Genomic DNA, 24074 nt, shown 5'->3' with positions numbered 1-24074 from the left:
TGGCCTGCACCCCGATCTTCGATAGGTTAGGCAAGGCTTACCTAAGGAGGTTTGGGATGAGTGACAGCCCCAGCTGGACGGTCGCGCCCGCCGCGGCCGAACGGGCCCGCTCGGTGCTCGCCGCCGCTTGGTCCTGCGCGGTGACCGGGGACGGCGGCCGCGAGGAGTTCGTCGGTGCGCACAGCGTGGACGAGGAGGGCCGGGTTCTGTTGCGCGTGCCTGAGGACAGCGCCCTGCTCGCTGCCGCGATCTGCGCGCCCCGTGGAGAGCCGCACGCCGTGCTGGAGTTCGCCGACGTGGCACCCGTCCCGGTTCGGGGCCGGATCCGGGCCCGGTTGTGGCTGGCGGGGTACTTCATCCCGGAGGAGGGCCATCTGGCGTTGCGGGCCACCAGGATCGTGCTGCGGCAGTCGTCCGGCGCGGTGGTCGTCGACCTCGACGAGTTCGCCGCGGCCGAGCCCGACCCGCTGGCCCTCGCCGAGGCCCACCTGCTGACCCATCTCGCCGACTGCCACGCCGACGCCGTCGAACGGCTCACCCGGCTCGTCGACCATGCCGGCCTGCACGGCGCGGTCCGCGTCCAGCCCCTCGCCGTCGACCGGCACGGACTGACGCTGCGTATCGAGCGCAACTGCGCCCACGGCGACGTACGACTGCCGTTCCACGCTCCCGCCGACGACGTCGGGCAGCTCACCGAGCGCATGCACGTCCTGCTCGCGCAGGCCGGCGCCGCCTCCTGCCCGCGCGCCCTACAGCGGCAGCGCACAGACGGCGACGGGTGAGGCGAACGGCTCGCCCGCGAGCCGCAGTTCACCACTCTTGCCGTCCACGTGGAAGACGCTGACAGTGCCGGACTTCTGGTTCGCGGCGAACAGCAGCGTGCCGTCCGGCGAGAAGGCGATCTGACGCGGGAAGTCGCCGGACACCGGCACCGTGTCGAGCAGCCGCAGTTTCGCTCCGTCCGCCTCGACGGCGTAGCGGGCGAGGCTGTTGTGGCCGCGGTTGGCGAGATAGGCGTAGGAGCCGTTCGCCGTCACCAGGATCTGCGCCGGGTAGTTGGTGCCCGAGCCGGAGCCCGTCGACTGCGGCTCGCCGATCGTCAGACGGCCGGTGGAGGAGTCGTACGCGCAGACCGCGACCGTGTCGTCCACCTCGTTGGCCAGATAGGCGTGCCGGCCGCCGGGGTGGAACGTGAGGTGGCGCGGGCCGGCGCCCGGCCGGGTGTGCGCCTGTGAGACCTCGGTGAGCGTGCCGCGGCGCTCGTCGAGCCGGTACGTGTAGACGGTGTCCGTGCCCAGGTCCACGGCGAGCACATGGCCGCCGTCCGGACTGGTGATGAACTGGTGGGCGTGCGGGCCCTGTTGACCCGGGCCGGGCGACGGAGTCGAGTGCGTCACCACGTCCGTGCGCTCGCCCGGCGCGCCCGAGTCGTCGATCGGATGCACGGCCACACTGCCCGACGTGTAGTTGGCGCTCAGCAGCCAGCGGCCGCTCGGATGCACGGAGAGATGGCAGGGACCCGCCCCTCCGGTGCTGCGCGCGCCCAGAATCCTGCGGTCGGCGAGGCGTACGCCGGTCACGGCGCCGTTGTCCTGCTCGTTCACCGCGTACACCGTGCGGCCGTTCGGATGGATCGCGAGGTACGACGGGTTGGCTACGCCGGTGAGGGTGCCGGTGCCGGTGACACGTCCGGTCGTCGAGTCGTATGTGGCGAGGCCGATGCCCGTGCCGCCGCCGTCGACGGTGGTGTAGGTGCCGACGTAGAGCGGGTGGGGCCCGGAGGAGGGCTTCGCCGACGGGTGGGGTGCGGACCGCTCGGCGGGCGGTTGGCCGGAATCGGCCGCCGCGAGCTCGGGGGTCGTGGGGGTGGACGCGTGGGACGCGGACTTGGGTGGTGCGGGTGCCGGCAGTGCCGTCACCGCGGCCGCTCCCGCGAGCGTGCCGACAAAGCGGCGTCTGCTCAGGCCGCCGCCGGTCGCTCCTGCCCCACTGTCCATGTCCGCACCTCCGGTGGTCGCTCGCCGCGCTCGTGACATGCCACCATGACGCGCGCCGCCGCTCCACGCAAGACCGGCAATGAGCGTTGCGCAGGGTGCAATGGGCGCCCGCCCCCGCCCACCCGCCGACCGCGACCAGGACCGGCGCCACGACGAGGGCGAGGGGACCGGGCCTCGCGGGTGCCCGAGGAGCCCTCGTCGCCGACCGACCTGGCGACGCCGGAGAGTGAAATCCGGGCCACGGGTCCACCACGCCCGGCCGATCAGTCCGACGCGCTCGGTGGCATTGTCCGGGGTCCGGGGGTATCGGCTTGCCGGCCGTCGTCCTCGACCGGTTACCAGTCGCCGTCCTCGACCGCCTTGCCCGGTGCGTCCTTCAGCGGCTTCACCTGGTGGGGCGTGGGATCCTGCCACGGTTCGTGGTCGTCGCCGAGCCAGTCGCCGACCGGCTGTACGCCCTCCAGTGCCTCCGTGGGCGCGAGGTCCTCGGCCTCCTGGTCGTAGTAGTCGTACCAGGGCAGTCCGGCCCGGGTGTACGCCGCGCGGTCCACGGGCGACGGTGGCGGAGCCTCGCCGGTGATACGGCGCCACTCCGGAGGTGTCACCAGGTGCACGAACACCCGCCCGGCAGGCTGCTCGGCCCAGTCCTTGAGCGGCCGGTCGTCCCGGTAGACCTCCTGGAGCATCGAACCGCCGACACCCAGACCCATGGCCGCGGCAGGCCGCGGACGACCCGCAGGAGCGGCCCCCGGAGCCGCCCCCGGCGCGGGCGCCGCCATCGGCATCGCCGCGCCGTAGCCCCCACCCGTAAAGCTCATCCGCTGCAGTTCCGAGCGGCGCCGCTCCTCCTCCCGCCACTCGGCCAGCCTCGGCTCGACGAGCGGGAAGGACTGCAGCTGTACGCCGCCCCAGGTCTCCTCGCCGGTGACCTGGCCCTCGACGGTCGCCCCCAGGCCCAGCGGCACCGCCACGAACTGGCGGACCGTGCCCTTTCCGGAGTTGATGCCGTCCAGCCAGGGCTGGCGGGGCAGTACGAGGTAGTTCTGAGGCTCGCGGGAGAGGCGGTCGCTCCACTTCCTGCCCGAGACCGCGCACACCTTGCCCACGCCGACCTGCAGAGCGGCCGGTTCCGCCGTGCCCGCGAAGGTCAGCCACATCGCCTCGCGCAGATACACCGGTAGCATCACGCCGCCCCGTGCACGCCATTGCGCGGGCACCGTGTCCGGGTAGTCGGTGACCCGGCGCACCGGGAACTCGCCCAGGCCCGGCGGCAGCGGATGCGTGCCCGTCTCGGGCAGCCGCAGTGTGCGCACGAACCGCACCGCCACCCCGCCCGGCAGCCGCAGTGTGTTCCCGTCGATCCGCACAGTCGAGTCGGTCATCCCCGCCCCCTTCATCCCAGCCCGCCCCTTCGGCTCCGGTGCCAGAACGTACGCCGCCCCGGCCCCCTCGTCACTTGGAACGACGGGCGGCGTCGCCGCGGTTCCGGCGCAGCACGTCCGGGACGCGCAGCATCTCGGAGTCGCGCAGCCCCTCCCGCAGCCTGGTCAGCCGCGGCATGCGCTCGCGCTGCTCGCGGGAGGTGCGGTCCAGCTCCTCGAAGAGGCGCCGCGAACGGTGCTCGGTGTCCATCTCGTCGAGGATGCGGTTGACCTCGGTCAGCACGGCCCCGTACAGCTGCCAAGTACGGGCGTCCCGCTGTACGTCCTCCAAAAGCAGCTGAGCCAGTTTGTCGCGGGTGGCCGCGGCCTGGCGCAGCTCAGCGGCCAGCCGGGACTCCGCGGACTCGGCGCTCGCACTGACATGGCTGGTGACCAGCACCGCGAAGCTGACCACGGCGTCGGCGATCTCGGACAGCAACCGTTCCACGGCGGCACCCGTCTCGGGCGCGAACAGCCGCTCTGGCTCACGTTCCTTGGCGAGGTCGGTGAAGGTCCGCGCCAGCACCCGCAGCACGACCGTGCAGATCTCCAGCGTGTCCAGCCCCGTGCGCAGCACCACCCGGTGCAGCAGGCCCTCACTCACGCGGGGATTGAGCCGAAGGCTGTCCTCGGCCTGTCGGAGCGCCGCGTCCACCTCGACGATGTCGTGGTCGAGCCTGCGTGCCTCGTGCAGCCGCTCCGTCGCCCGCTCGACCGGCGTGCGGCCCGCCGCCTCCTCACCCATGCGCAGCATCAGCTGCCGCACCCGGCGGGCCAGCCCCTCGATCGACTCGCCCGCCTCGTCCACCCAGACGGGCGGCGCGAGCAGCAGATTGCACGCGAACCCGACGACCGCGCCGATCAGCGTCTCCACGATCCGCGCCCAGGCCGTGTCCCCGACGGTCGTGACGCCGAGCACCAGCATCGCGCTGATCGCCACCTCGGGCACGTACTCGTTGACCCGCACCAGACGCCCGACCACCAGCGAGGCCACGATCAGCAGGGCCAGACTCCACCAGGTCAGACCGACAAGGAGGCTGAAGGCGATGGCGACCAGGACGCCTGCCACCACGGCGTTCACCCGGCGGATCCCGTTGGTGAGCGTGGCGTACAGCGTGACCTGGACGACCAGCAGAGCGGTCAGTGGCGCGGTGAGCGGCGCGGGTTCGGGGCTGAGACGCAGCGCGACGACGTAGGCGATCGTCGCGGCGACCGCCGACCGCAGTGTCTGTACGACCACCGGGTCGCGGCGCCGTTTCACCTGGAGCACCAGGGACGCCGTCCACTCACGTACCACTCGCATGCGCGGGGCTCACTCCTTCCAGGACGCAGCCGGTGTGGCCCGAACTGTCATTGAGGACCGTAACTGTCCGCAAGGAACCCTAGATTGTTGGTGTCGGTCGAAGGGTGACGGGAGAGGAACAATGATGGAGAACACCCAGGGCATCGAGGTTCTCACGCGGGCGCACGACTATCTCGCCGAGGTGGTCGCCGCGGTGCCGCACGCGGTGTGGGGAGCGCCGACGCCGTGCAGCGCGTGGACGGCCCGGCAGGTCCTCAACCACGCCCGGATCGACCAGCAGGGCTACGGTTTCGCGATCACCGGCGGCCGCCCGGACTCCGACCCCTTCCACCCGGGAGACGCCCTCGACGGGGATCCGGCGGCGGAGCTCGACAAGGTGCTGCGCGCGGTGGCGGACACGTATGCCGGCCTGCCCGCCGACGGCGAGCAGGTGCCGACGCCGCTCGGCCCGCTGCCCCTGCCGTTCGCCGCCGCGGCGGCCGCCATGGACGCGGCCGTGCACGCTTGGGACATCGCGGTCGCGACCGGCCAGGACCGGCCGCTGTCCGGGGAACTGGCCGAGGGGATCTGGCCGGTCGCGGAGCGGCTCGTCGACCATCTCCGCGACTCCTACCAGGTGTTCGCGCCCGCGCTGGAGCCGGCACGGGACTACGACCGGGCCGAGGCGCTGCTCGCCTTCCTGGGCCGCGACCCGCACTGGACCCCGGCGGGCGTCTGACGCTGGCGCAGTGCGGCGGTGACGACGGTCAGCGGACACAGCCCGATGAACCCGTTCGCCACCGCCGAGAACTCGGCCCGAACAACCCGTTCGTCACCGCCCGGAACCGGTTGACGGCGACGTCGACGACCTGCCCGGCCACCACATCCCGGCCGAGCTCGCTCCCGCTCAGGACGTCTGATCCATCGTCACCGGGTGGTGGCCGCCCGGCTCCGTGACCGGTAGCCGGAGACCTTCGCGAGGTTGCCGCAGCGGTCCATGGAGCACCAACGTCGGCGCCGGGCCTGGGAGTCGTCCAGGAACAGCAGTGAACAGTGCGGGCTCTCGCACTCCTTGACCCGATCCAGCTGGGGACCGCTCACCAGGAGGACGGTGTCCCGGGCCACCGTCGCCAGGGCGGCCCGAGCGGGCCGGTGGGCCGTCCAGCGCACGGGGCCCAGCTGAGGGGCGAGATCCGGGCGTGCCGCCGCCTCGTTGACCAGCCGCACGTCGGCCGGATCCTGTTCCTGACCGGCCATGGATGTGCGTACGACGCGGTAGAGGGCCTCGCGCAGGACGCGGGCGTAGGCCAGGTCCCGAGCGGTGACGGGCACGGGCTCGTCGTCCGCGGCCAGCTCCGCCTCCGCGAACCAGCGGGCCAGGGTGGCGGGGTCCGGGAGCCGCTCCAGCGGAGTGCCGTGCCGTCGCCCGAGCGTCGCCACGAAGTTCAGACAGGGGCGGCCGCCGATGAACGGGAAGGCGAGCGCCGGGTCGGCGGAGGCGGAGATGCCGGTCATACGGGAGAGCGTACACCGGGCGTACACCGGTTCATGCGGTGTCCAGCCTGGACGCCCCCTCTTGACACCGGTTGAAGTGGTGTCGGAGAGTGACACCACTTCAACCGGTGTCGGCCGCGTGAGTGGCCGTGGCAGGAAGTGGGTGCGGTATGCGTGCGGTACGGATCGAGGAGTTCGGCGGGCCCGAGGTGCTGGTGCCGGTCGAGGTGCCGGATCCCGTGGCGGGGCCCGGTGAGGTGCTGCTGCGGATCGCGGCGGCGGGCGTGAACCGGGCGGATGCCCTGATCAGGTCGGGCCTCTACCACCGGGCCGGGCGCCCGCCGCTGATCCCGGGCGTGGAGGCGGCCGGCGTCGTCGCGGCGGTGGGGGAGGGGGTGACCGGCCTTGAGGTCGGGCAGCGGGTCATGGCCCTGGACGGGATCAACGCCCCCGGGTTCTATGCCGAGTTGGCGGCGGTCCGAGCCACGCAGGTCACCGCCCTGCCGGACGGCGTGAGCCTTGCAGAGGGGGCCACACTGCCCGTGGCCTGGCTCTCCGCCTGGTACTGCGTGCGGCATCTCGCCAAGGTCGCCAAGGGGGACACGGTGGTGGTGAAGGCGGCCGCGAGCGGAGTCGGCAGCGCGGCCGTCCAGATGGCCGCCGAAGCCGGCGCCCGGGTCATCGCCCTCGCCGGATCCGCGGAGAAGGCGGCCTGGGCGGGGGAGTTCGGCGCCCAGGACACGGTCGACACCTCCGCGCATCCCGACGACGCGGAGGTCGACGAGGTGCTGCGACTGACCGACGGGCGAGGGGCCGACGTCGTCCTCGACACCGTCGGCGGCCCGGCGTTCGGACGGAGCCTGCGCGAGGCCGGTCACGGTGGCCGGGTGATCGCCCTCGCCAACGTCGCCCTGCAGCCCAGCACCGTCGACACACGCGACTTCTATCCCAAGAACGTGTCCATCCTCGGCTTCCAGCTCACCAACCTCCAGATCCACGGCTACGACCCCCGACCGGACCTGCGCGAGCTGGCCGAGCGGGTCGCCGCGGGGACGTACCGGGTGCCGGTCGAAACCGTCGTACCCCTCGAAGAGGCCCGTGCGGCACACGAGTTGCTGGAACGGCGGGACAACCGTGGCAAGATCGTCCTGGCGGTGGCCGACCTCTGATCCCGCGGCAGGCGTTCGCGCCGGCGACAAAATGAGGCGACAAAATGAGTTGCGGATGTCCTGCTCGGTGAGCGATCTCTTGGGGGAGGTCCCCAGGGGCTCGCGCCCGTCGGAACCCAAGAATCCCGTGGAGGGAAGCCAGTGGATTTCGCAAACGCCCGGACGCCCTGGGCACGGGCGGCGCTGCGTCACGTCGCCGCCCGCTCCACAGGCCCGGCCGTCGACCCGGACCTGCGCATCACGCTGAACTTCCACCCCGACCGGCTCATCGACGGGCTGCCCATCCTCCGGGCACTGGCCCAGGACGGCGCCTACCACTCCCAGTTCGTCACCGGCACCAGCAATGGCGGCCTCACCGCACACCCCGGCGGCGATCGCCATCGCTGGGAGACCCGGATCTTCGGTGGTGCCTACGACGCCGCGGACGCGCACGACCGGCCCGTGTACGGCGCGCTGAACTTCCGGCGCCAAGTGGTCGGCGCGGCACCGCGTTTCGGCTCCTCGCACTTCCGGCTCGGTGCGGACGCCGTGGCCCGCGCCACCTTCTGCTACCCGGACAGCGCGGCCGAACCGGCCGACTTCGGGGTCGCCGCGGGCATGTCGCTCATCGCCCTCGCCGAGGCCGACGAGCAGGACGCCCTCAACGACTACGTCGAGGCCCAGGTCCACGGGGGCGTCCTTCTCGCCGCGCACATGGAGGCACTTGTCCTGGACAAGAGCTACCGCGGGACTTCGGTCGAGGCAGCGGCCCGTCTCCTGCCCTGCACCGTCGAGTGGCACCCCGGCTACCGGCTCACCGTGCCCCAGCTGCGGCGCCATGCGGACTACCGGGGCCAGGAGTACGTGGAGCTGGGTGCCCGGATCGCCGAGGACGGCCGGCTGGACCCGCGGATCATCGGGGACGCGGCCCGCACCGGCCGTCACGAGCTGCAGGCCCTGAAGATGGTGTGGCACACGCTCGCCCGTTTCGGCGCACCCGAGGGAGCGGGCACCGCCTATCTGCCGGGCGGCCACACTCCGGGCGTGAGAACACCGAGCGCGTAGGCCCGGGCGACCAGTTCGGTACGGTTCGACGCGCCCCAGCGTGCCGTCAGCCGCCGCAGGTGATAAGTGACCCCGTCCGTACTGAGACCGGTCTCCTTGGCTGCCCTGGCCGTGGTGGCGCCCGCGGCGAGCAGCGCCAGGATGCGGGCCTCCACGGGTGCGACGGGAGCGGGCGCGTCCGGGAGCGGCTCGTCGCGTTCGCCCTGCACACGCAGCATCACCAGCAGGGCGGGCGTGTCCTGCACGGTGTCGCTCACCGGATCGGCCGTCAGCTCCCCGAACCGTTCGGTGCCGCCGGGCGCCTCCCACCGCACCGACACCTCGTACCGCGACCGGTGTCGCAGCCGCAGCGCCTGCGCGATCCGTTCGACCTGCGTCGTCTCCTGCGGCCGGAACAGCTCCAGCACGGCACGGCCGCGCAGCCGCCCCGGGGCCGTACCGCACTCGGCCGCCATCGCGGGATTGGCGAGCAGGACGACTCCGTGCACATCGCACACGGCGACGGGCACGGAGACCCGGTCGAAGAGCATGTGGGCGCGATTGCGCCACACCACGGCCTCCCGGCTGGCCTCTTCCACCCACACCTCCTGCCACCCCGCGCGAGGGGACGCGCACTGCGTGCACCACGCAATCATGCGGTGCGCGCCGGGGGTGAATTCCCGGACGGTCACGGGGAGACCAGACCGGGTCGCAGACCGCCCTGACCTCCCCGTACAGCGCGCTAGACCGCGAGCCAGACCGCGTGGTCCGGTGCCAGCAGACCGTCCCGCACGGGCCCGGAGGCCAGCAGAACCGAGAAGTGCTCCGGCAGCCGATAGGCCTCGGCCGACAGGTTCACCACGCACAGGAAGCCGGGGTCGCGTCCGAAGGCAAGGACTCCGGCGGGGGAGTCGAGCCAGGTCAGGCCGCCGTCTCCGAGGGCGGGATGTTCGCGGCGCAGACGCAGGGCGCCGCGGTACAGCTCCAGCGTCGAGTCCTCGGCGCCGGTCTGCTCGGCCGCCCCGAGGCCGGCCCACCCGGCGGGCTGCGGCAGCCAGGGCGCGGCTTCGCTGCCCTCGGGGCTGAAGCCGTACGGCGCGCTCGACCCCGACCACGGGATCGGCACCCGGCAGCCGTCGCGCCCGCGGTCGGTGTGCCCGGACCGCTCCCAGACCGGGTCCTGCAGCACCGCCTCGGGCAGGTCCTCGACCTCGGGCAGCCCGAGCTCCTCGCCCTGGTAGACATACGCGCCGCCGGGCAGGGCGAGCATCAGCAGGGCCGCCGCACGTGCCCGCCGCGTGCCCAGCTCCAGATCCAGGGGGCCTTCGGGCCGGTAGGTCTCGCCCGCCACCCACCGCTTCACCACCTTGCGGCCGTACCGGCTGGGGTGGCGCATCACGTCGTGGTTGGAGAGCACCCAGGTGGCCGGGGCGCCCACCGCACCGAGCATGGCGAGGGAGTCGTCGATGACGGCACGCAGGTCCTTCGCATCCCAACTCGACATCAGGAAGTCGAAGTTGAACGCCGTGTGCAGGCCGTCCTGGCGGACGTACGCGGCGAGCCGCTCCGGGGTGTCCGCCCATGCCTCGGCGACGAACGAGCGGTCACCCGGGAACTCGTCCGCCACCCGGCGCCACGCGCGGTAGATGTCATGCACCTCGTCCCGGTCCCAATGCGGATGGTCGACGTGCCGGCGGGGCCCCTCGGGCGCCACTTCCGGGCGGGGCGGCAGGTCCGGCAACTCGGGGTGCTTGACGAGACCGTGCGCGACGTCGATCCGGAATCCGTCCACGCCCCGGCTGAACCAGAAGCGCAGGACCGACTCGAACTCCGCCCGTACGTCCGGGTGTTCCCAGTCGAGATCCGGCTGCTCGGGGGCGAACAGGTGCAGGTACCACTCGCCGTCGGGCAACCGTGTCCAGGCCGGGCCGCCGAAGCAGGACACCCAGTCGTTGGGCGGCTCGGCGCCGCCGGGCCCGCGGCCGGGCCGGAAGACGTAGCGCTTTCGCTCGGGGCTGCCGGGTCCGGCAGCCAGCGCGGCCAGGAACCAGGCGTGCCGGTCGGAGGTGTGGTTGGGCACGATGTCGGGGATGACGCGGATCCCGTGCGCGTGCGCCTCCTCGATGAGCTGCTTCGCCTCGGCGACCGTGCCGAACAAGGGGTCGATCTCCCGGAAGTCGGCGACGTCGTAACCGTGGTCGGCCATCGGTGACTTGTACCAGGGGTTGATCCAGATCGCGTCCACGCCGAGCCACTTGAGATACGGCAGCCGGGAGCGGATGCCGGCGATGTCGCCGACGCCGTCCCCGTTCCCGTCGGCGAAACTGCGGATGTAGACCTGGTAGATGACGGCGTCGCGCCACCAAGGTGCGGTGCTGCTGGACATGGTGGTGTCTGCTCCTCGGATTTCGGTGGGAATACCTGGGACGAGAGGGCTACTTCGCCGCGCCGGCCGTGAGGCCGGCGACGATCCGGCGCCGGAACAGCGGCACCACGACGACGAGCGGAACGGAGACCAGGACTCCGGCCGCCATCTGGCTGCCGAACGGCGTCTCGAACTGGGTCGCGCCGGCGAACTTGGAGATCGCGACGGGTGCGGTTGGATGTCGGGCCCGTTCGTCATCGACAGTGCGATGAGGAACTCGTTCCAGGTCGCGGTGAAGGTGATGATCGCGGTGGTGAAGATGCCGGGCGCGCCGAGCGGGATGATGACGCGGCGGAACGCCTGACCGCGGGTGCAGCCGTCGATCATGGCCGCGTGCTCCAGCTCGTCGGGCATCTGCCGGAAGAAGGCCGTCAGGTTCCACACCGCGAGCGGCAGCGTGAACGACATGCTGGGCACGATCATCGCCTGGTAGTGCGGTAGCACAGCATGCCGCCGTCCGAGCCCGCCGGGACGGAGTAGAGGCCGCCGCGGTACCTCCCGGCCGCCACGATCGGCGGTGATGGGGCCCCGCCCCTCGAAGGAGGAGCGGCCGGCCGGCCCGCTCGACACCGAGCCGCACGCGGCCAGGGCGGCGAGCGCCGCACAAGGCGCCAGAGCGCCGCAACGCTCTGGTCGTTCTGATCTTCACTGTCGCTCCCGGGTCGAACGGAACCGAGCTCGTGGCGGCGCTGTCATGCTGCTTGAAAACGGTGATTTTGCAGCTCAGAGCATCTGATGACTACCCCCTGGGGTAATCTTCGACGCATCTGCTGCCTCTGCGAGACAGCGCTTGCAAGCTAGGAGCCAGGTCGAGGGCACGTCAATGCGTTACGTGCCGGTAATTCGTTGACAGCGCTGTCATCAGACCGTGTGGATGTGTGCACGCTTGTGCTAGCGTCCGCCCATGCCAGCTGCTCAGCGGCACCCCACGATGACCGATGTCGCCGAACGGGCCGGGGTCTCCGCATCCACCGTCTCGCGCACCCTGCGGGGACTGTCGAACGTGTCGCCGGATGTCCGCGTCCGGGTCGAACAGGCCGCGCGCGAGCTGAACTTCGCGATCTCCCGGCACGCGTCGAGCCTGGTGACCGGCAGGACGGGCATCGTCGCGGTGCTCGTACCCACGCTCAACTCGTGGTTCATGGGCTCGGCCCTGTCCAGCCTGGGCCCGCTGCTGCGGGCGGCGGGCCTGGAGCTGGCCGTCTACGTGATACCGGACCTCGCCGAACGCGCCTCGTTCTTCGAGCAGTTGCCGGCCCGGCGCAACGCCGACGCACTGCTCGTGTTCTCCTTCGACCTCACCGACGAGGAGAGCGCCCGCCTCGACGACCTCGGCATGCCCGTCATCTACGCCAGCCAGCACGCCGACGAGCGGCCGAGCGTGTACGTCGACGACGTGGCCGGGGCGCGCCACGGGACCCGGCACCTGCTGAACCTGGGACACCGCCGGATCGCCTTCGTCCAGACGGTCGGCGCCACCGGATTCTCCTTCAGCTCGCACGAGCGGCTGCTCGGCTACCAGCAGGCACTCACCGAGGCGGACGTTCCCCTCGACGACTCCCTCGTCGTGGCCACCCCGTTCCCCTACAAGCGCGGTGTCACGGAGGCGCTCGGGAAACTGCTCAGCCTGCGCGAGCCGCCCACCGCGGTCTTCGCCGAGCAGGACGAACTCGCCGCCTCCGTCATCTGGACGCTGCGCAAGTCCAGGATCGAGGTCCCCGAGCGGATGTCCGTCCTCGGCTTCGACGACCAGCCGGTCGCCGAGTGGTTCGATCTGTCCACGGTCGCCCAGTCGCCCTCGGACATGGGGCGCATGGTCGGCGAACTGGCCCTGGAACTGATCAACGACCCCGACGCCGACCCCAAGCGGCACATCGTCCTGCCGACACATCTCATCCCGCGGGCCACCACCGCTCCGGCCCCCGGACAGCGCACCGACCTCCCGAACCCGGAGTGAGTCGCAGGTCGGGGACATGCGCAAGCCCCCGCGGGCACTCTTGACTACACGATCGCGTAGTGGCCTGGCACGGGCGGCCGGGCCCGCTAGACCACCCTTGATCGCAGTACTCCCATACCGCGAAAGGCAGTTGTCGCGCCATGCCCCCCACCGCGCTGCGCCCCCACACCGCAGACACCCTCCCCGCCGTCCCCGTCGTCGACATCACCGAAACCGGGCCCGGCCGCACCCCCATCCAGCAGGTGATGCGCCTCATGCGCGAGCACGGAACGGTGCTCGTGCGGCGGCTGCACGGGCGGGCCGCACTGTTCGTCGCCGACCTGGACCTGGTGGCCGACCTCTCCGACGAGCAGCGGTTCGCCAAGCATGTCGGGCCCGCACTGGAGAACGTCCGCGAGTTCACGGCCGACGGCCTGTTCACCGCGTACAACGACGAGCCCAACTGGGCCAGGGCGCACGACATCCTGATGCCCGCCTTCGCGCTCGGCTCGATGCGCACCTACCACCCCGTGATGCTCAGGGTGGCGCGCCGGCTCATCGCGTCTTGGGACCGCGCCGCGCACGCCCGTGATCATGATCGCGGCCGGCACCGGCCTCGCCCCCTTCCGCGGAGCCGTCGCCGACCGCACGGCCGCCCTCGCCGAGGGAGCCGAACTCGCCCCGGCGCTCTGCTACTTCGGCTGCGACGCACCGGACGCCGACTTCCTGCACGCCGGGGAACTGCGCGCCGCCGAGGCCGCCGGAGCCGTCTCGTTGCGCCCGGCGTTCAGCACCGCGGGCACGTTCGTCCAGCACCGCGTCGCCGTCGAGGCCGACGAGGTGTGGGAGCTGCTCGGCGCAGGGGCCCGGGTGTACGTCTGCGGCGACGGTTCGCGAATGGCGCCCGGAGTGCGGGACGCGTTTCGTACGCTGTACCGGGACCGCACCCCGGACGCGGACGGCCCGGCGGCCGATGCCTGGCTGGACGGACTGATCACGGAGGGGCGCTACATCGAGGACGTGTACGCGGCCGGCTGACCGAAATGAGGGGTGGGCGCACGGTGGTGGACTCCTGGGAAAGAGCCCGACGCATCCTGGAGGGCTCGCGGATACCTCCCGAACGCCTCACGCACCTGCGCCCCCTCAGCGGCGGCACCTACAACGCCGTCGAGGAACTCCGGCTCACCGACGGCAGCCGCTATGTGCTCAAGGTCGCGCCGGACGCCCCGGGGCTGCGCTACGAGAGCGGCCTGCTGCTGTCGGAGGCCGAGTTCTACCGTGGCGCCGCCGAGGCCGACGTACCGGCCCCGCGGGTCGTGGCCGTCGGCGACGACGGCCCAGCACGTCACCTGCTGATGACGGCCTGCCCGGGCGAACCCTGGGACGACTCGGTCACGGAGGCCGAACAGGCGCCCCTGCGTACGGAGTTGGGCCGCCAGGTGGCCCGCCTGCACCGCGTGAGAGGGCCGGGTTACGGCTATCCGTCCGGGGCGCTCGGCCCGCTCGTCGACGACTGGCGCACCGCGTTCACCGCCATTCTGGACGCCGTACTGGACGACGCGCGCGACTATCGGGCCCGCCTGCCCCGCCCCGCCGACGACGTGGCCCGCACCGTGCGGTCCGCCTACCCCGCGCTCGACGACGTCACCGTCCCGAACCTCGTCCACTTCGACCTGTGGAGAGGCAACATCCTGCTGGACCGCTCGGCGGGGGAGCCCCGCATCGGCGGGCTCATCGACGGCGAGCGCATGTTCTGGGGTGACCCCCTGGCCGACTTCGTCTCTCTCGCGCTGCTCGGGGACATCAAGAAGGACGAGGCGTTCCTGGCGGGCTACCGGGAGGCCGGCGGACGCGTCGTGTTCGACACCCCGGCCCTTCTTCGCCTCGCCCTCTACCGCACCTATCTCTACCTGATCATGCTCACCGAGGCGATCCCGCGGGGGACCGGTGCGGACCACGACCGCTGGGTCCAGGAAGTCGTCGCCCCGGAACTCGTCGCGGCCCTCGACGAGATCGAGGAGCTGGCCGCGTCCTAGCTCGGCCCGTCTTAGCTCACATCGTGAACTAAGGGTTGGAGGAATGTCGCGCCACGCCTGCACTCGGAGGTATGTTGCAGGTCGAACAGGGTGCGAAGGGAGCCACATGGCTACGGGGCGGAACGGGCGCACGGTACGCGACCTCAGGCGGGCCAACCGCACGGCCGTGCTGCAGCGGCTCTACTTCGACGGCCCCCTCAGCCGCTTCGAGCTGGGCCCGGCGACCGGGCTCAGCTCCGGCTCGGTGAGCAACGTCGTCGCGGACCTGGTCGCGGACGGCTTGCTGGAGGAGGCCGGCAGCGTCGACTCCGACGGCGGCCGCCCCCGCACCCTGCTGCGTGTGGCGCCCGCCAGCGGCCACATGATCGGCGTCGACGTCGGCGAGACCCGGGTGCGGATCGAGCTGTTCGACCTGACCCTCACCGAACTCGCCCGCGCCGAGCGCCCGTTGGAGACGCAGCGCTACGAGGTCGAGGTCATCGTCGGCCACATCCGCGACGGCGTCGACGAGGTGCTCACGGGCGCCGGCATCGCCCCCGAGCAGCTCCTCGGCGTCGGCATCGGCGTCCCGGGCATCGTGGAACGCACCCCGGACCGCGGCGCCGTCGTACACGGGCAGACCATCGGCTGGGACGCGGTCCCCCTTGAAGACCTCCTCCGCTCCACCTCCCAACTCCCCGACACCGTCCCGTACTTCATCGACAACGGCGCGAAGACCCTCGGCCAGGCCGAGATGTGGTTCGGCGGCGGACGCGGCGCGCGCAACGCGGTCGTCGTCCTGTTCGGCTCCGGAGTCGGCGCCTGCCTCGTCACCCCCGAGGTGGAGCACGGCCGGGCCGTCGAGTGGGGGCATCTGACCGTACGGGTCAGGGGGCGCCGTTGCCGGTGCGGTGCGCTCGGCTGCCTGGAGGCGTACGCGGGGGCCGAGTCGCTTCTCGACCGCTGGCGCGAGGAGGGCGGGCGACCGCCCCGGGGCGTCGACGAGGAAACGGCGCTGACGGCGATGCTGGCCGCCGCGTATCCCGCCGGGGGCGAGGCGGCCGACCCGGTGGCGCGGGCCGTGCTGGAGGAGACCGCGGAGTATCTGGGTGCGGGGCTGTCCGACCTGATCAACCTCTTCCAGCCCGAGCGCATTCTCATCGGCGGCTGGGCGGGGCTTCAGCTCGGTGCACGGTTCCTGCCCGCCGTGCGCAGGCACGCGGCCTCGTACGCCCTGCGGCATCCGGCGGAGAAGGTGACCATCGACCTCGGCCGCCTGGGTCCCGACGCGGTCACCGTCGGTGCCGCGATTCTTCCTCTGGCCGACTTCTTCGCCCGTGGCGGGCGTCGCCCGGAACCGGAGCCCGAGGGACCGGCCCCCGCCTGGCGGACGGCGCTGGAGGAGCGCGCTCCGCATTAGGCGCTCCGCGGAGCGGAGGGACCGGGCGGCGACGGCAGGCCCACGTTTCGCCGCTCTTCGGTGGAGGTACTCGCCCGTCGCCGGACGACGTGAAGGGAGTACGCCGTGGCCGATCGGCGTCATACAGACCAGGACGGCGAGCCCGTACCGCGGGATCTGCCGGACCAGCAGGTCCGCGAGGGCGAGGATCCACTGGACATACCGCTCACGGACGCACAGGAGGACCGGTCCGACACCGACGTGCCGGACACGGACGAGGCCGGCACCGGCCGCGAGGGCGGCCCCCGCCCCGCCACCGTCCACCCCGAGCATCCCGACCCGGACGAGTCCACCGCCTGACCGTCACAGGGAGCCATCACGGGTATGGCCGACCGGCTGCACGACGGGTAGGGAGGTCAGCCCGCCTTGTGCCCCTGCATCGGCTCCGTCGCCGCACCCTCGCCCCGCTGCAGGCCCGCAAGGAACTCCTCCAGCACGTTGTCGGCCGTGTGCTCCGGGTGCCAGTCCAGCTCGGTACGCGCGCGTGTGCAGTCCATCAGCGGCAGGCGCAGGACCGCGTCGAACAGATGCGGCGAGGCAGGCAGCAGATGCAGTCCCCAGGCGGCGGCGATCGCCGAGCGGGCCGCGGCGCGGGGGAGCCGGACCGGGCGCGTGCCCAGCATCCGGCCGAGCAGATCCGCGTCAACGGCGGGTTCCGCCGCCAGGTTGAACGCCCCGCGGACCTCGGAGCCCAGCGCGAGCACATAGGCCCTGGCGGCGTCGTCGGTGTGCAGCGCCTGTACTCGCAGACCGGGGATGTCGGGCAGGAAGGGCAGCAGCTCCGGACGTGCCAGCGGGCCCGGCAGGAAGCGGCCGCCGAAGATCCTGCGCTGTTCGCTCGCCGACTCCCGCTTGAAGAGGAACGCGGGGCGCATGCGCACCACCCGCACCTCGGGATGTTCGCGTTCGAACGTGTCCAGGGCACGCTCCAGATAGGCCTTCTCCCGGCAGTACGCGGCGTCCGGCCAGCCGTGCGTCGGCCATGACTCGTCCACCGTGTGATCCTTCGGCCCCGGCGAGTAGGCGCCCACCGACGACGCGTGCACCAGCGTCGGTACCCCGGCCGCCGCCGCCGCGTCGAAGACCCGGATGCTTCCGAGGACGTTCGTGCGCCAGGTGGTCGCCGGATCGTGCGTCGGCTGGAACGCCCACGCCAGATGGATCACCGCGTCGGCGTCCGTGAACTCCCCGGCCAGGTCCGCCTGTTGGGACGCCAGGTCGACGGCGGACCACTCCGTCCTGGCGGGCGACCAGTCGGGGATCCGCCGGGCCAGCCCCACCACGGAACCGACCTGCGAACCCTCCGAGAGAAGACGCACCACGCTGGTGCCGACATTGCCGGTCGCGCCCGTGACCACGATCCTGCTGCCCGTTGTGCTGCTCACCTTCGGCTCCTTCCGGTTCGGCTCCTTCCGGCCGCTCGACTGGAGAGGAGTGACCGAGTACCCGTCCGGAGCGGGTTCACCTGCCGTCCTCCCCCACCTCCACCTCCACCTCCACGTCCACCTTCACCTTCACCTTCACCTGCACCTCCACCGACGGCATCGGACCTCCATGACGTCGGAGGTAATCGACCCGCGCGGCGGCACCCGGAACCATGAACGACGTAGCCCTTCCACCGGATCGCAGGAGGACGTCCCATGCCTTGCTTCGCCAGCCCCGCCGACGGCACGCAGCTGCACTACGTCGACTACGGCCCGGCCGACGGCCCGGTGGCCGTCTTCGTCAACAGTGCCTACATGGGATCGGAGATGTGGGAGTTCCAGATGCTGCCGCTGGCGGCGCAGGGGTATCGCTGCGTGAGCCCGGACCGGCGGGGGCACGGGCGCTCCGAGGACGTGTGGAACGGCTTCGACCTCGACACCCTCGCGGACGACCTGCACGGGCTTCTCGATCATCTGGACCTGCGCGAGGTCACTCTGGTCGGTCACTCGATGGGCACGGTGGAGATCACCCGCTGCCTCACCCGGCACGGCGCCGGCCGCGTTGCACGCGTCGCCTTCGTCGCCGGTATCGCCCCGGGAGTGGTGCGCACCGCAGACAACGCGGGCGGCCTGGACCAGGCCGCGGTGCGGGCCGCCAACGAGGAGTGCCGTCGCGACCGGGCGGCGTTCTTCCAGGACGGGGCCCCGGGCTTCTTCGCCGTCGACCGGCCCGGCAACGACGTGTCACCGGCGTATGTGCGGTACTTCGTCGAGCGCGCTCAGCTCTCCACACCGCACTCCACCGCCGCCGTCCAGGAACTGGTCGCGGTCGTGGACGTCGCCCCCGAACTGCCCAAGCTCGACCTGCCGGCGCTCGTCGTCCACGGCACGCACGACACCTCGGCCCCTCTGGAGCTGACCGGACAGCGTGCCGCCCGGCGGCTGCCGGACGCCACCCTGAAGGTCTACGAGAACGGAGGCCACGGCCTGTTCGCCACCCACGCCGACCAACTCAACGCCGACCTGCTGGAGTTCATGACGAGCTGAGGGCCCGTGCCGCGTCCCGAGGGCGGCCGGGAGGTGACCAGAACATGATCAGGGCATGCTCCGGACATCCTCAGGACATGAGCGAGATCATCCTGATGTCCGACGCGCGGGTCGCCGCCGTCCCCGTGGAGGCGAACGGTGAGCCCCTCGTCGACGTGCGGCCGGCGCTGCTGGTCGACGACCGCACGCACAAGGACTCCCACGGCGCGGAGGTCCACCTGCGCCAGGGCGTTCTGGACCGTCTCCTCGCCGCGCAGGCGCAGTTGCCCGACGGCCTGCGCCTGCCCTTCGTGGAGGGATACCGGCCACCGGCCCTGCAGCGCCACTACTTCGAGCGGTACGCCGCCGAACTGCGCGCCCCACACCCGCAGTGGCCGGCCGACAGCATCCTCACCGCCGCCAGCCGCTACGTCTCCCCGCCCGAGGTCGCCCCGCACAGCGCGGGCGCGGCGGTCGACCTCACCCTCGCCGACGCCGCCGGCCGCGAACTCGACCTGGGCACCCCGATGAACGCCGATCCGGAGCAGAGCGACGGCGCCTGTTGCACGGACGCCATCGGCATCACCGCCGAGGCCCGTGCGCACCGCGCGGTGCTGGGGGAGGCCCTCGGCGCGGCCGGTCTGGTCAACTACCCCACCGAGTGGTGGCTCTGGTCGTACGGAGACCGGTACTGGGCCCTGGCGACGGGCGCTCCCGCCGCCGTGTACGGGCCCACGGGGCTCGACAACTCCTAGCCTGCGAAGGCGTTCACGCCCGTCAGCCGTGCGGACAGCTCCCACAGGCGGGCGGCCTGCTCCGGGTCGATCGCCCACTCCTTGACACCGGTCGACCCGCCGTCCACCGCGATGTCGGCGACGTCGCAGTCCTCCAGGTAGACGCCGCCGAGGCCGTCCAGCTGCGGCGAGGTCGCCGCCCACACCTGGGTGGCCGCGCCCTGCGGAGGGGTCTTGAAGCCCTCGGGGTTGAGCACGGTGCCGTCCTCGCCGATCCAGCCGCGCTCGATCATCTCCTCCTTGGGGATGTGCCGTTGGAGGGGCGTGATGATGCCGCCGGGGTGCAGCGAGAAGGCGCGGACACCCGCCTCGCGGGCGAGCTTGTCGAGGTGGACGGCGAAGAGGACGTTCGCGGTCTTGGCCTGGCCGTAGGCCTGCCACTTGTCGTAGCCCTGCCGCCAGTCGACGTCGTCCCAGCGCATGCCGGAGAAGTGGTGGGCGCGGGAGGACACGGCGACGACCCTGGCACCGCCGGGCGCGATCGCCGGCCACAGGCGGTTGACCAGGGCGAAGTGGCCGAGGTGGTTGGTGGCGAACTGCGCTTCCCAGCCGGGCCCCACCCGGGTCTCCGGGCACGCCATGATGCCGGCGTTGTCGATCACGATGTCGATGTTCCGCCCGGAGTCGAGGAACCGCTCGGCGAAGCCGCGCACGCTCTCCAGGTCGCCGAGGTCCAGCTCGTCCACCTCGACGCCGCCGAGGCCGGCCAGCGCCTCCTCGGCGGTGACCCGGCGGCGGGCGGGGACGACGACACGGGCGCCCGCCTTGGTGAGCGCGCGGGTGGTCTCCAGACCGAGTCCCGAGTAGCCGCCCGTCACGACGGCCAGCTTGCCGGTCAGGTCGATGCCGTCCAGGACGTCCTCGGCGGTGCTCTTGGCACCGAAGCCGGACCCGATCTTGTGCTGTGCAGTGATCATGCCTGGAACGCTACGTATTGGAGTGCTCTCGAAGTCAAGCGGACCCTGCGGCCATGCGGGCGGAGAAGAGCCCCGACCGGACGGGGGAATCTCGGTCGGGGCAGTCAAGGTGTGGGCGCGGATGGCGGTCGCCTCTCGGCGAAAGGCTCCACAGGGCTTCAGCCGAACGATCGTCCCTGTGGGCAAAAGGTGAGGCCCGGGGACACTGTCCCATCCGCACCCACGTGTTGTTCAACGGACAACCTCTCGCGGGTGTTCCTCTGCCCGCCGGGTTACGGGGTGATGTGCGTCACCGCTGCCGCAGGGGACTGTCCGCCAGGTTCGCCAGGAGGTGCGCGGGGTCGGCGTACACGGCCTGAGCCCCGGCCTCCTCCAGGTCCGCGCGCGGAATCCCGCCGCACAGCACTCCCACGCAGTGCACCCCCGCCCGGCTGCCCGCCCGCATGTCCCACACCGTGTCGCCGACGAAGACCGCCCGGTCCGCGGGCACGCCGGCCAACTCCAGGGCGTGCTCGACGGGTTCGGGCGCCGGTTTGCCCTCCTCGACGTCGTCGGCGCTCGCGGTGGCGGTGATCGCGTCGTCGGCGGAGATGGCACGGCGCAGCGCGGACAGCTCGGGCCCGCTGGCGGACGTGGCGAGGACCACCGTCCAGCCGTCGTGGTCGAGGCGCCGCAGCAGCCGCCCGGCGTCCTGCAACGCGGGCAGCCGGGCGAAGTACTGGCCGTACAACGCCTTGTGCGCGGCGCTGAGTTCGGCGTCCCGGTCCGTGTCGCGGTCGTCGCCGAGCAGGTGGGCGACGAGATCGTCGGAGCCGAGCCCGACGGCCCGGTGGATGGAGTGCATCGGCACTGTGTGGCCGGCCTGGCGGAATGCCTCCCACCAGGTCACCACGTGGAGGTGGTTGGTGTCGACGAGGGTCCCGTCGACGTCGAACACGGCCGCCCGTTCCATGCGCGCTCCCTTGCTCTTCGGCCGCACGAGTACCACGTCAGGGACTCGCCACTCCCGCCGGTGTACGCCGCTGCCGGGTCCAGGCCAGCAGGTCGTCCAGGGCCCAGGTGTTCACCACCCGTTCGGCCGGTACCCCGCACTCCTCCGCCCGGGCGCAGCCGAGGATCTGCCAGTCCAGCTGTCCGGGTGCGTGCGCGTCGGTGTCGACCGAGAACAGGACCCCCGCGTCCACCGCCCGGCGCAGCAGCCGCCGCGGTGGGTCGAGCCGCTCCGGGCGGCTGTTGATCTCCAGGGCCGTGCCGGTCTCGGCGCACGCGGCGAACACCGCGTCCGCGTCGAACTCCGACTCGGGCCGCCCCCGCCCGGTCACCAGCCGCCCGGTGCAGTGCCCGAGGACGTCCGAGTGCGGATCGCGTACGGCGGCCACCATGCGGCGGGTCATCGAGCGGGCGTCCATGCGCAGCTTGGAGTGTACGGACACCACCACGACGTCGAGCCGCTCCAGCAGCTCCGGCTCCTGGTCGAGGGAGCCGTCGTCGAGGATGTCGCACTCGACGCCGGTGAGCAGCCGGAACGGCGCCCAGGCCGCGTTCAGCTCCGTCACCGCGTCGAGCTGCTCGCGCAGCCGCTCGGGCGAGAGGCCACGTGCGACGGACAGCCGTGGCGAGTGGTCGGTGAGCGCCGCCCACTCGTGTCCGAGTGCCGCCGCGGTCCGGCCCATCTCCTCGATCGGACTGCCCCCGTCGGACCAGTCGGAGTGCAGATGGCAGTCCCCGCGCAGCAGTGCCCGCAGCTCCTCACCGCCCTCGGTGTGCGGTGCTGCCGCGGCCTCGCCCTCCAGCTTCTGCAGATAGCCGGGCACCTGCCCGGCCAGCGCCTCCCGCACCACCTGCGCCGTCTTCGGGCCGATGCCCTTGAGCGACTCCAGCGACCCGTCGGCCGCCCGCTCGCGCACCTCGTCCCCGGGCAGCTGCTTCAGCACGCGCGACGCCGTGCGGAAGGCGCGGACGCGGTACGTCGGCGCCAGCGACCGCTCCAGCAGGAAGGCGATCCGGTCCAGTGCGTCGAGGGGATCCATGGTGACCTCCACCTCCAGGGTTCACCAGCCGCGCGTGGGCCGCACGGTGTGCCGATCGATCGGCACGTGACGAGCCTTGGGCCCGGAAAGCGTCCTACGCTCTATTCCATGACCGAAATAGACAGCCCGCGGGTCTCACGTCCGCGGATCATGGTGCTCGGGGTGCACCCGAGCACACCGCCGTTCCGGATCGTGGAGATCGACGGAGAGGTGGTCGGCGAGGCCAAGTCCGTCACCGACGTCCTGGAGGCCGCTGCCGCGTTCGGCATCACGGTCCACGACCTCGACGATCCCGACGTGGTGCGCTGGGTGGGCGGGGACAAGTTCACCTGGAGACCGCGCTGAGAGGGGTGCGGCTCAGCCGACCGTCCACTTCTGGTTGGCGCCGCCCGTGCAGGTCCACAGCTGCAGCCGGGTGCCGTTGGCCGAGCTGCTCCCGGTCACGTCGAGGCACTTGTCGGCCTGTGGATTGACGATGTCGTGGGCCCCGGTGACCGTCCATTTCTGGTTCGGGCCGCCGGTGCAGTCCCACAGCTGCGCGGTCGCCCCGTCCGCGGTGCCGTTGCCGGTGACGTCCAGGCACTTGCCGAGCGCGCGGAGCGTGCCGTCCGAGCCGGCGGTCCACTGCTGGGCCGCGCTGCCGTTGCAGTCGTAGAGCTGTACCGGGGTGCCGTTGGCCGGGTTCGCCCCGGCGACGTCGACGCACTTGCCGCCCAGGCCCCTGATCGCCGCGCCCGAGGCCGTGTCCCCGGTCGTCACCGACACCGAGTCCACCACCAGCTGCTGCGGGAAGGCCGTGGAGCCGTCCGGGTCGCCGGGCCAGTAGCCACCCACCGCCAGGTTCAGGATCAGGAAGAACGGCTTGTTGAACACCCAGGTCCGCCCGCCCAGGTCGGCCGGTGTGCGCCGCTGGTAGACGTTGCCGTCAACGGACCAGGTGATCGAGTCGGGGGCCCAGTCGACGGCGAAGGTGTGGAAGGCGTCGGCGAACACCTGGCCGTTCGGCAGCGAGTACGCCGCACCGATGCCGCCCGAACCCGAGTAGCCGGGCCCGTGGATCGTGCCGTGCACGGTGGACGGCTCGAAGCCGACGTTCTCCATCACGTCGATCTCGCCCGAGTCCGGCCAGTTGACGGGCGTGCCCAGCATCCAGAACGCGGGCCACATGCCCTGCCCGCGCGGGATCTTCATCCGCGCCTCGACGTGCCCGTACTGGGCGTTGAACTTCCCGGAGGTGTTCAGTCGGGCCGAGGTGTACTGGCAGGTGCCGTACCAGCACTGGTAGTTGGCCGGATTCTCGCGCCGGGCGGTGATGACCAGGTGGCCCTGACCGTCCAGGGCCGCGTTCTTGTTGCCGGACGTGTAGTACTGCCGCTCGTGGTTGTTGACGTTGTCGCCGGTCTCGGTCTGCCACTTCGAGGAGTCGACCGCGGCACCCGAAGGGCCGTCGAAACTGTCGGAGAACGTCACCGAGGCGGCAGCCGCCGGTGGACCGGCGTGCGCCGCACCGGTCGCGGCGGTCGCGACCAGTACGGCGGACAGGGCGGCGAGCAGACATCTGCGCAGCAGGCGTGGGGAGGCCACGGCACTTCCTTCCGTACGGCGGCCGGCGCACGGGTGCGTCGGCCGGTGTGGGGGGTGAAGGCGTCGCCTCTTGATTTA

General features: G+C 71.9%; 23 protein-coding genes and 2 pseudogenes. 13 read left to right on the top strand and 12 right to left on the bottom strand.

Features of this window, described 5'->3' with window-relative positions; translation table 11 throughout:
• The first annotated feature begins 56 nt into the window (after positions 1-56).
• Positions 57-782, top strand: coding sequence for a DUF2470 domain-containing protein (locus tag OG870_RS03620; protein WP_266593593.1), 726 nt, complete (start codon positions 57-59; stop codon positions 780-782).
• Here the strand turns inward: OG870_RS03620 and OG870_RS03615 are convergent.
• From OG870_RS03615 to OG870_RS03605, 3 genes are all read right to left on the bottom strand, one after another.
• Positions 750-1997, bottom strand: coding sequence for a lactonase family protein (locus OG870_RS03615; protein ID WP_327690606.1), 1248 nt, complete (start codon positions 1995-1997; stop codon positions 750-752). The genes OG870_RS03620 and OG870_RS03615 overlap by 33 nt on opposite strands.
• A gap of 335 nt (positions 1998-2332) precedes the next feature.
• Positions 2333-3379: a hypothetical protein gene (locus OG870_RS03610; protein WP_327690605.1), complete on the bottom strand. Its 1047-nt coding sequence runs from the start codon at positions 3377-3379 to the stop codon at positions 2333-2335.
• Between the two features lie 70 nt (positions 3380-3449).
• Positions 3450-4721 (bottom strand): FUSC family protein, encoded by a 1272-nt coding sequence (locus OG870_RS03605; RefSeq protein WP_266524289.1) that lies wholly within the window; start codon positions 4719-4721, stop codon positions 3450-3452.
• A gap of 121 nt (positions 4722-4842) precedes the next feature.
• Between OG870_RS03605 and OG870_RS03600 the strand changes: the two genes are divergently transcribed.
• Positions 4843-5439 carry a TIGR03086 family metal-binding protein gene (locus tag OG870_RS03600; protein ID WP_266524291.1) on the top strand — a complete coding sequence of 199 codons (597 nt, stop codon included), beginning with the start codon at positions 4843-4845 and terminating at the stop codon, positions 5437-5439.
• Between the two features lie 188 nt (positions 5440-5627).
• Here OG870_RS03600 and OG870_RS03595 read toward each other — a convergent pair whose 3' ends face one another.
• Positions 5628-6215: a CGNR zinc finger domain-containing protein gene (locus OG870_RS03595; protein ID WP_266524294.1), complete on the bottom strand. Its 588-nt coding sequence runs from the start codon at positions 6213-6215 to the stop codon at positions 5628-5630.
• A gap of 149 nt (positions 6216-6364) precedes the next feature.
• On the opposite strand from OG870_RS03595, the gene OG870_RS03590 reads away from it, so the two are divergent.
• Entirely contained in the window at positions 6365-7363 is a 999-nt protein-coding gene (locus OG870_RS03590; RefSeq protein WP_327690604.1) for a quinone oxidoreductase family protein, read from the top strand.
• Between the two features lie 141 nt (positions 7364-7504).
• Complete coding sequence (locus tag OG870_RS03585; RefSeq protein WP_327667743.1) at positions 7505-8407, top strand: DUF3626 domain-containing protein; 903 nt, start codon at positions 7505-7507, stop codon at positions 8405-8407.
• Here OG870_RS03585 and OG870_RS03580 read toward each other — a convergent pair.
• Both OG870_RS03580 and OG870_RS03575 read right to left on the bottom strand, forming a co-directional pair.
• Positions 8359-8937, bottom strand: coding sequence for a PAS domain-containing protein (locus OG870_RS03580; protein WP_405627028.1), 579 nt, complete (start codon positions 8935-8937; stop codon positions 8359-8361). The genes OG870_RS03585 and OG870_RS03580 overlap by 49 nt on opposite strands.
• 191 nt (positions 8938-9128) lie before the next feature.
• Positions 9129-10772, bottom strand: coding sequence for a glycoside hydrolase family 13 protein (locus OG870_RS03575; protein WP_327692282.1), 1644 nt, complete (start codon positions 10770-10772; stop codon positions 9129-9131).
• On the opposite strand from OG870_RS03575, the gene OG870_RS03570 reads away from it, so the two are divergent.
• Complete coding sequence (locus OG870_RS03570) at positions 10759-11115, top strand: hypothetical protein (RefSeq protein ID WP_327692383.1); 357 nt, start codon at positions 10759-10761, stop codon at positions 11113-11115. The genes OG870_RS03575 and OG870_RS03570 overlap by 14 nt on opposite strands.
• On the opposite strand, the pseudogene OG870_RS03565 reads toward OG870_RS03570, so the two are convergent.
• A pseudogene (locus OG870_RS03565) lies at positions 11049-11186 on the bottom strand (ABC transporter permease subunit); the annotation flags it as partial. The gene OG870_RS03570 and the pseudogene OG870_RS03565 sit on opposite strands and share 67 nt — an antisense overlap.
• A 529-nt stretch (positions 11187-11715) precedes the next feature.
• On the opposite strand from OG870_RS03565, the gene OG870_RS03560 reads away from it, so the two are divergent.
• The 5 genes and pseudogenes from OG870_RS03560 to OG870_RS03540 all read left to right on the top strand — a co-directional run bounded on the left by OG870_RS03560 (position 11716) and on the right by OG870_RS03540 (position 16521).
• Positions 11716-12768, top strand: coding sequence for a LacI family DNA-binding transcriptional regulator (locus OG870_RS03560; RefSeq protein WP_323179514.1), 1053 nt, complete (start codon positions 11716-11718; stop codon positions 12766-12768).
• 561 nt (positions 12769-13329) lie between these two features.
• Positions 13330-13785: pseudogene (locus OG870_RS03555) on the top strand (reductase); the annotation flags it as partial.
• Positions 13786-13808: 23 nt separating this feature from the next.
• Entirely contained in the window at positions 13809-14783 is a 975-nt protein-coding gene (locus tag OG870_RS03550; RefSeq protein ID WP_405627031.1) for a phosphotransferase family protein, read from the top strand.
• 106 nt (positions 14784-14889) lie between these two features.
• A complete protein-coding gene (locus OG870_RS03545) occupies positions 14890-16182 on the top strand; it encodes an ROK family transcriptional regulator (RefSeq protein ID WP_266593609.1) in 1293 nt (430 codons plus the stop codon).
• Positions 16183-16287: 105 nt separating this feature from the next.
• Entirely contained in the window at positions 16288-16521 is a 234-nt protein-coding gene (locus OG870_RS03540) for a hypothetical protein (RefSeq protein WP_266593611.1), read from the top strand.
• 56 nt (positions 16522-16577) lie between these two features.
• Here OG870_RS03540 and OG870_RS03535 read toward each other — a convergent pair whose 3' ends face one another.
• On the bottom strand, positions 16578-17606 hold the full coding sequence (locus tag OG870_RS03535) for an SDR family oxidoreductase (protein ID WP_327690602.1): 1029 nt from the start codon (positions 17604-17606) through the stop codon (positions 16578-16580).
• Between the two features lie 255 nt (positions 17607-17861).
• On the opposite strand from OG870_RS03535, the gene OG870_RS03530 reads away from it, so the two are divergent.
• Together OG870_RS03530 and OG870_RS03525 are read left to right on the top strand one after the other, a co-directional pair.
• Positions 17862-18692, top strand: coding sequence for an alpha/beta fold hydrolase (locus OG870_RS03530; protein WP_327690601.1), 831 nt, complete (start codon positions 17862-17864; stop codon positions 18690-18692).
• Positions 18693-18769: 77 nt separating this feature from the next.
• Complete coding sequence (locus tag OG870_RS03525; RefSeq protein WP_327690600.1) at positions 18770-19426, top strand: M15 family metallopeptidase; 657 nt, start codon at positions 18770-18772, stop codon at positions 19424-19426.
• Here OG870_RS03525 and OG870_RS03520 read toward each other — a convergent pair.
• The 3 genes from OG870_RS03520 to OG870_RS03510 form a co-directional block, all read right to left on the bottom strand.
• Positions 19423-20382, bottom strand: a complete 960-nt coding sequence (locus OG870_RS03520) for an SDR family NAD(P)-dependent oxidoreductase (protein WP_266593619.1) — start codon at positions 20380-20382, stop codon at positions 19423-19425. The genes OG870_RS03525 and OG870_RS03520 overlap by 4 nt on opposite strands.
• Positions 20383-20671: 289 nt before the next feature.
• Positions 20672-21334, bottom strand: coding sequence for an HAD family hydrolase (locus tag OG870_RS03515; protein ID WP_327690599.1), 663 nt, complete (start codon positions 21332-21334; stop codon positions 20672-20674).
• A gap of 37 nt (positions 21335-21371) precedes the next feature.
• A complete protein-coding gene (locus OG870_RS03510) occupies positions 21372-22412 on the bottom strand; it encodes a PHP domain-containing protein (protein ID WP_266524316.1) in 1041 nt (346 codons plus the stop codon).
• A gap of 108 nt (positions 22413-22520) precedes the next feature.
• Between OG870_RS03510 and OG870_RS03505 the strand changes: the two genes are divergently transcribed.
• A complete protein-coding gene (locus tag OG870_RS03505; protein ID WP_266524318.1) occupies positions 22521-22757 on the top strand; it encodes a hypothetical protein in 237 nt (78 codons plus the stop codon).
• Between the two features lie 12 nt (positions 22758-22769).
• Here the strand turns inward: OG870_RS03505 and OG870_RS03500 are convergent, their stop codons facing one another.
• On the bottom strand, positions 22770-23996 hold the full coding sequence (locus OG870_RS03500) for an RICIN domain-containing protein (protein WP_266593623.1): 1227 nt from the start codon (positions 23994-23996) through the stop codon (positions 22770-22772).
• Between the last annotated feature and the right edge of the window lie 78 nt (positions 23997-24074).

Source organism: Streptomyces sp. NBC_00461 (genome assembly GCF_036013935.1).
Lineage (GTDB): Bacteria > Actinomycetota > Actinomycetes > Streptomycetales > Streptomycetaceae > Streptomyces.
Note: the sequence above shows the minus strand (reverse complement) of the source record. Positions and strands in the feature narration are given on the sequence as shown.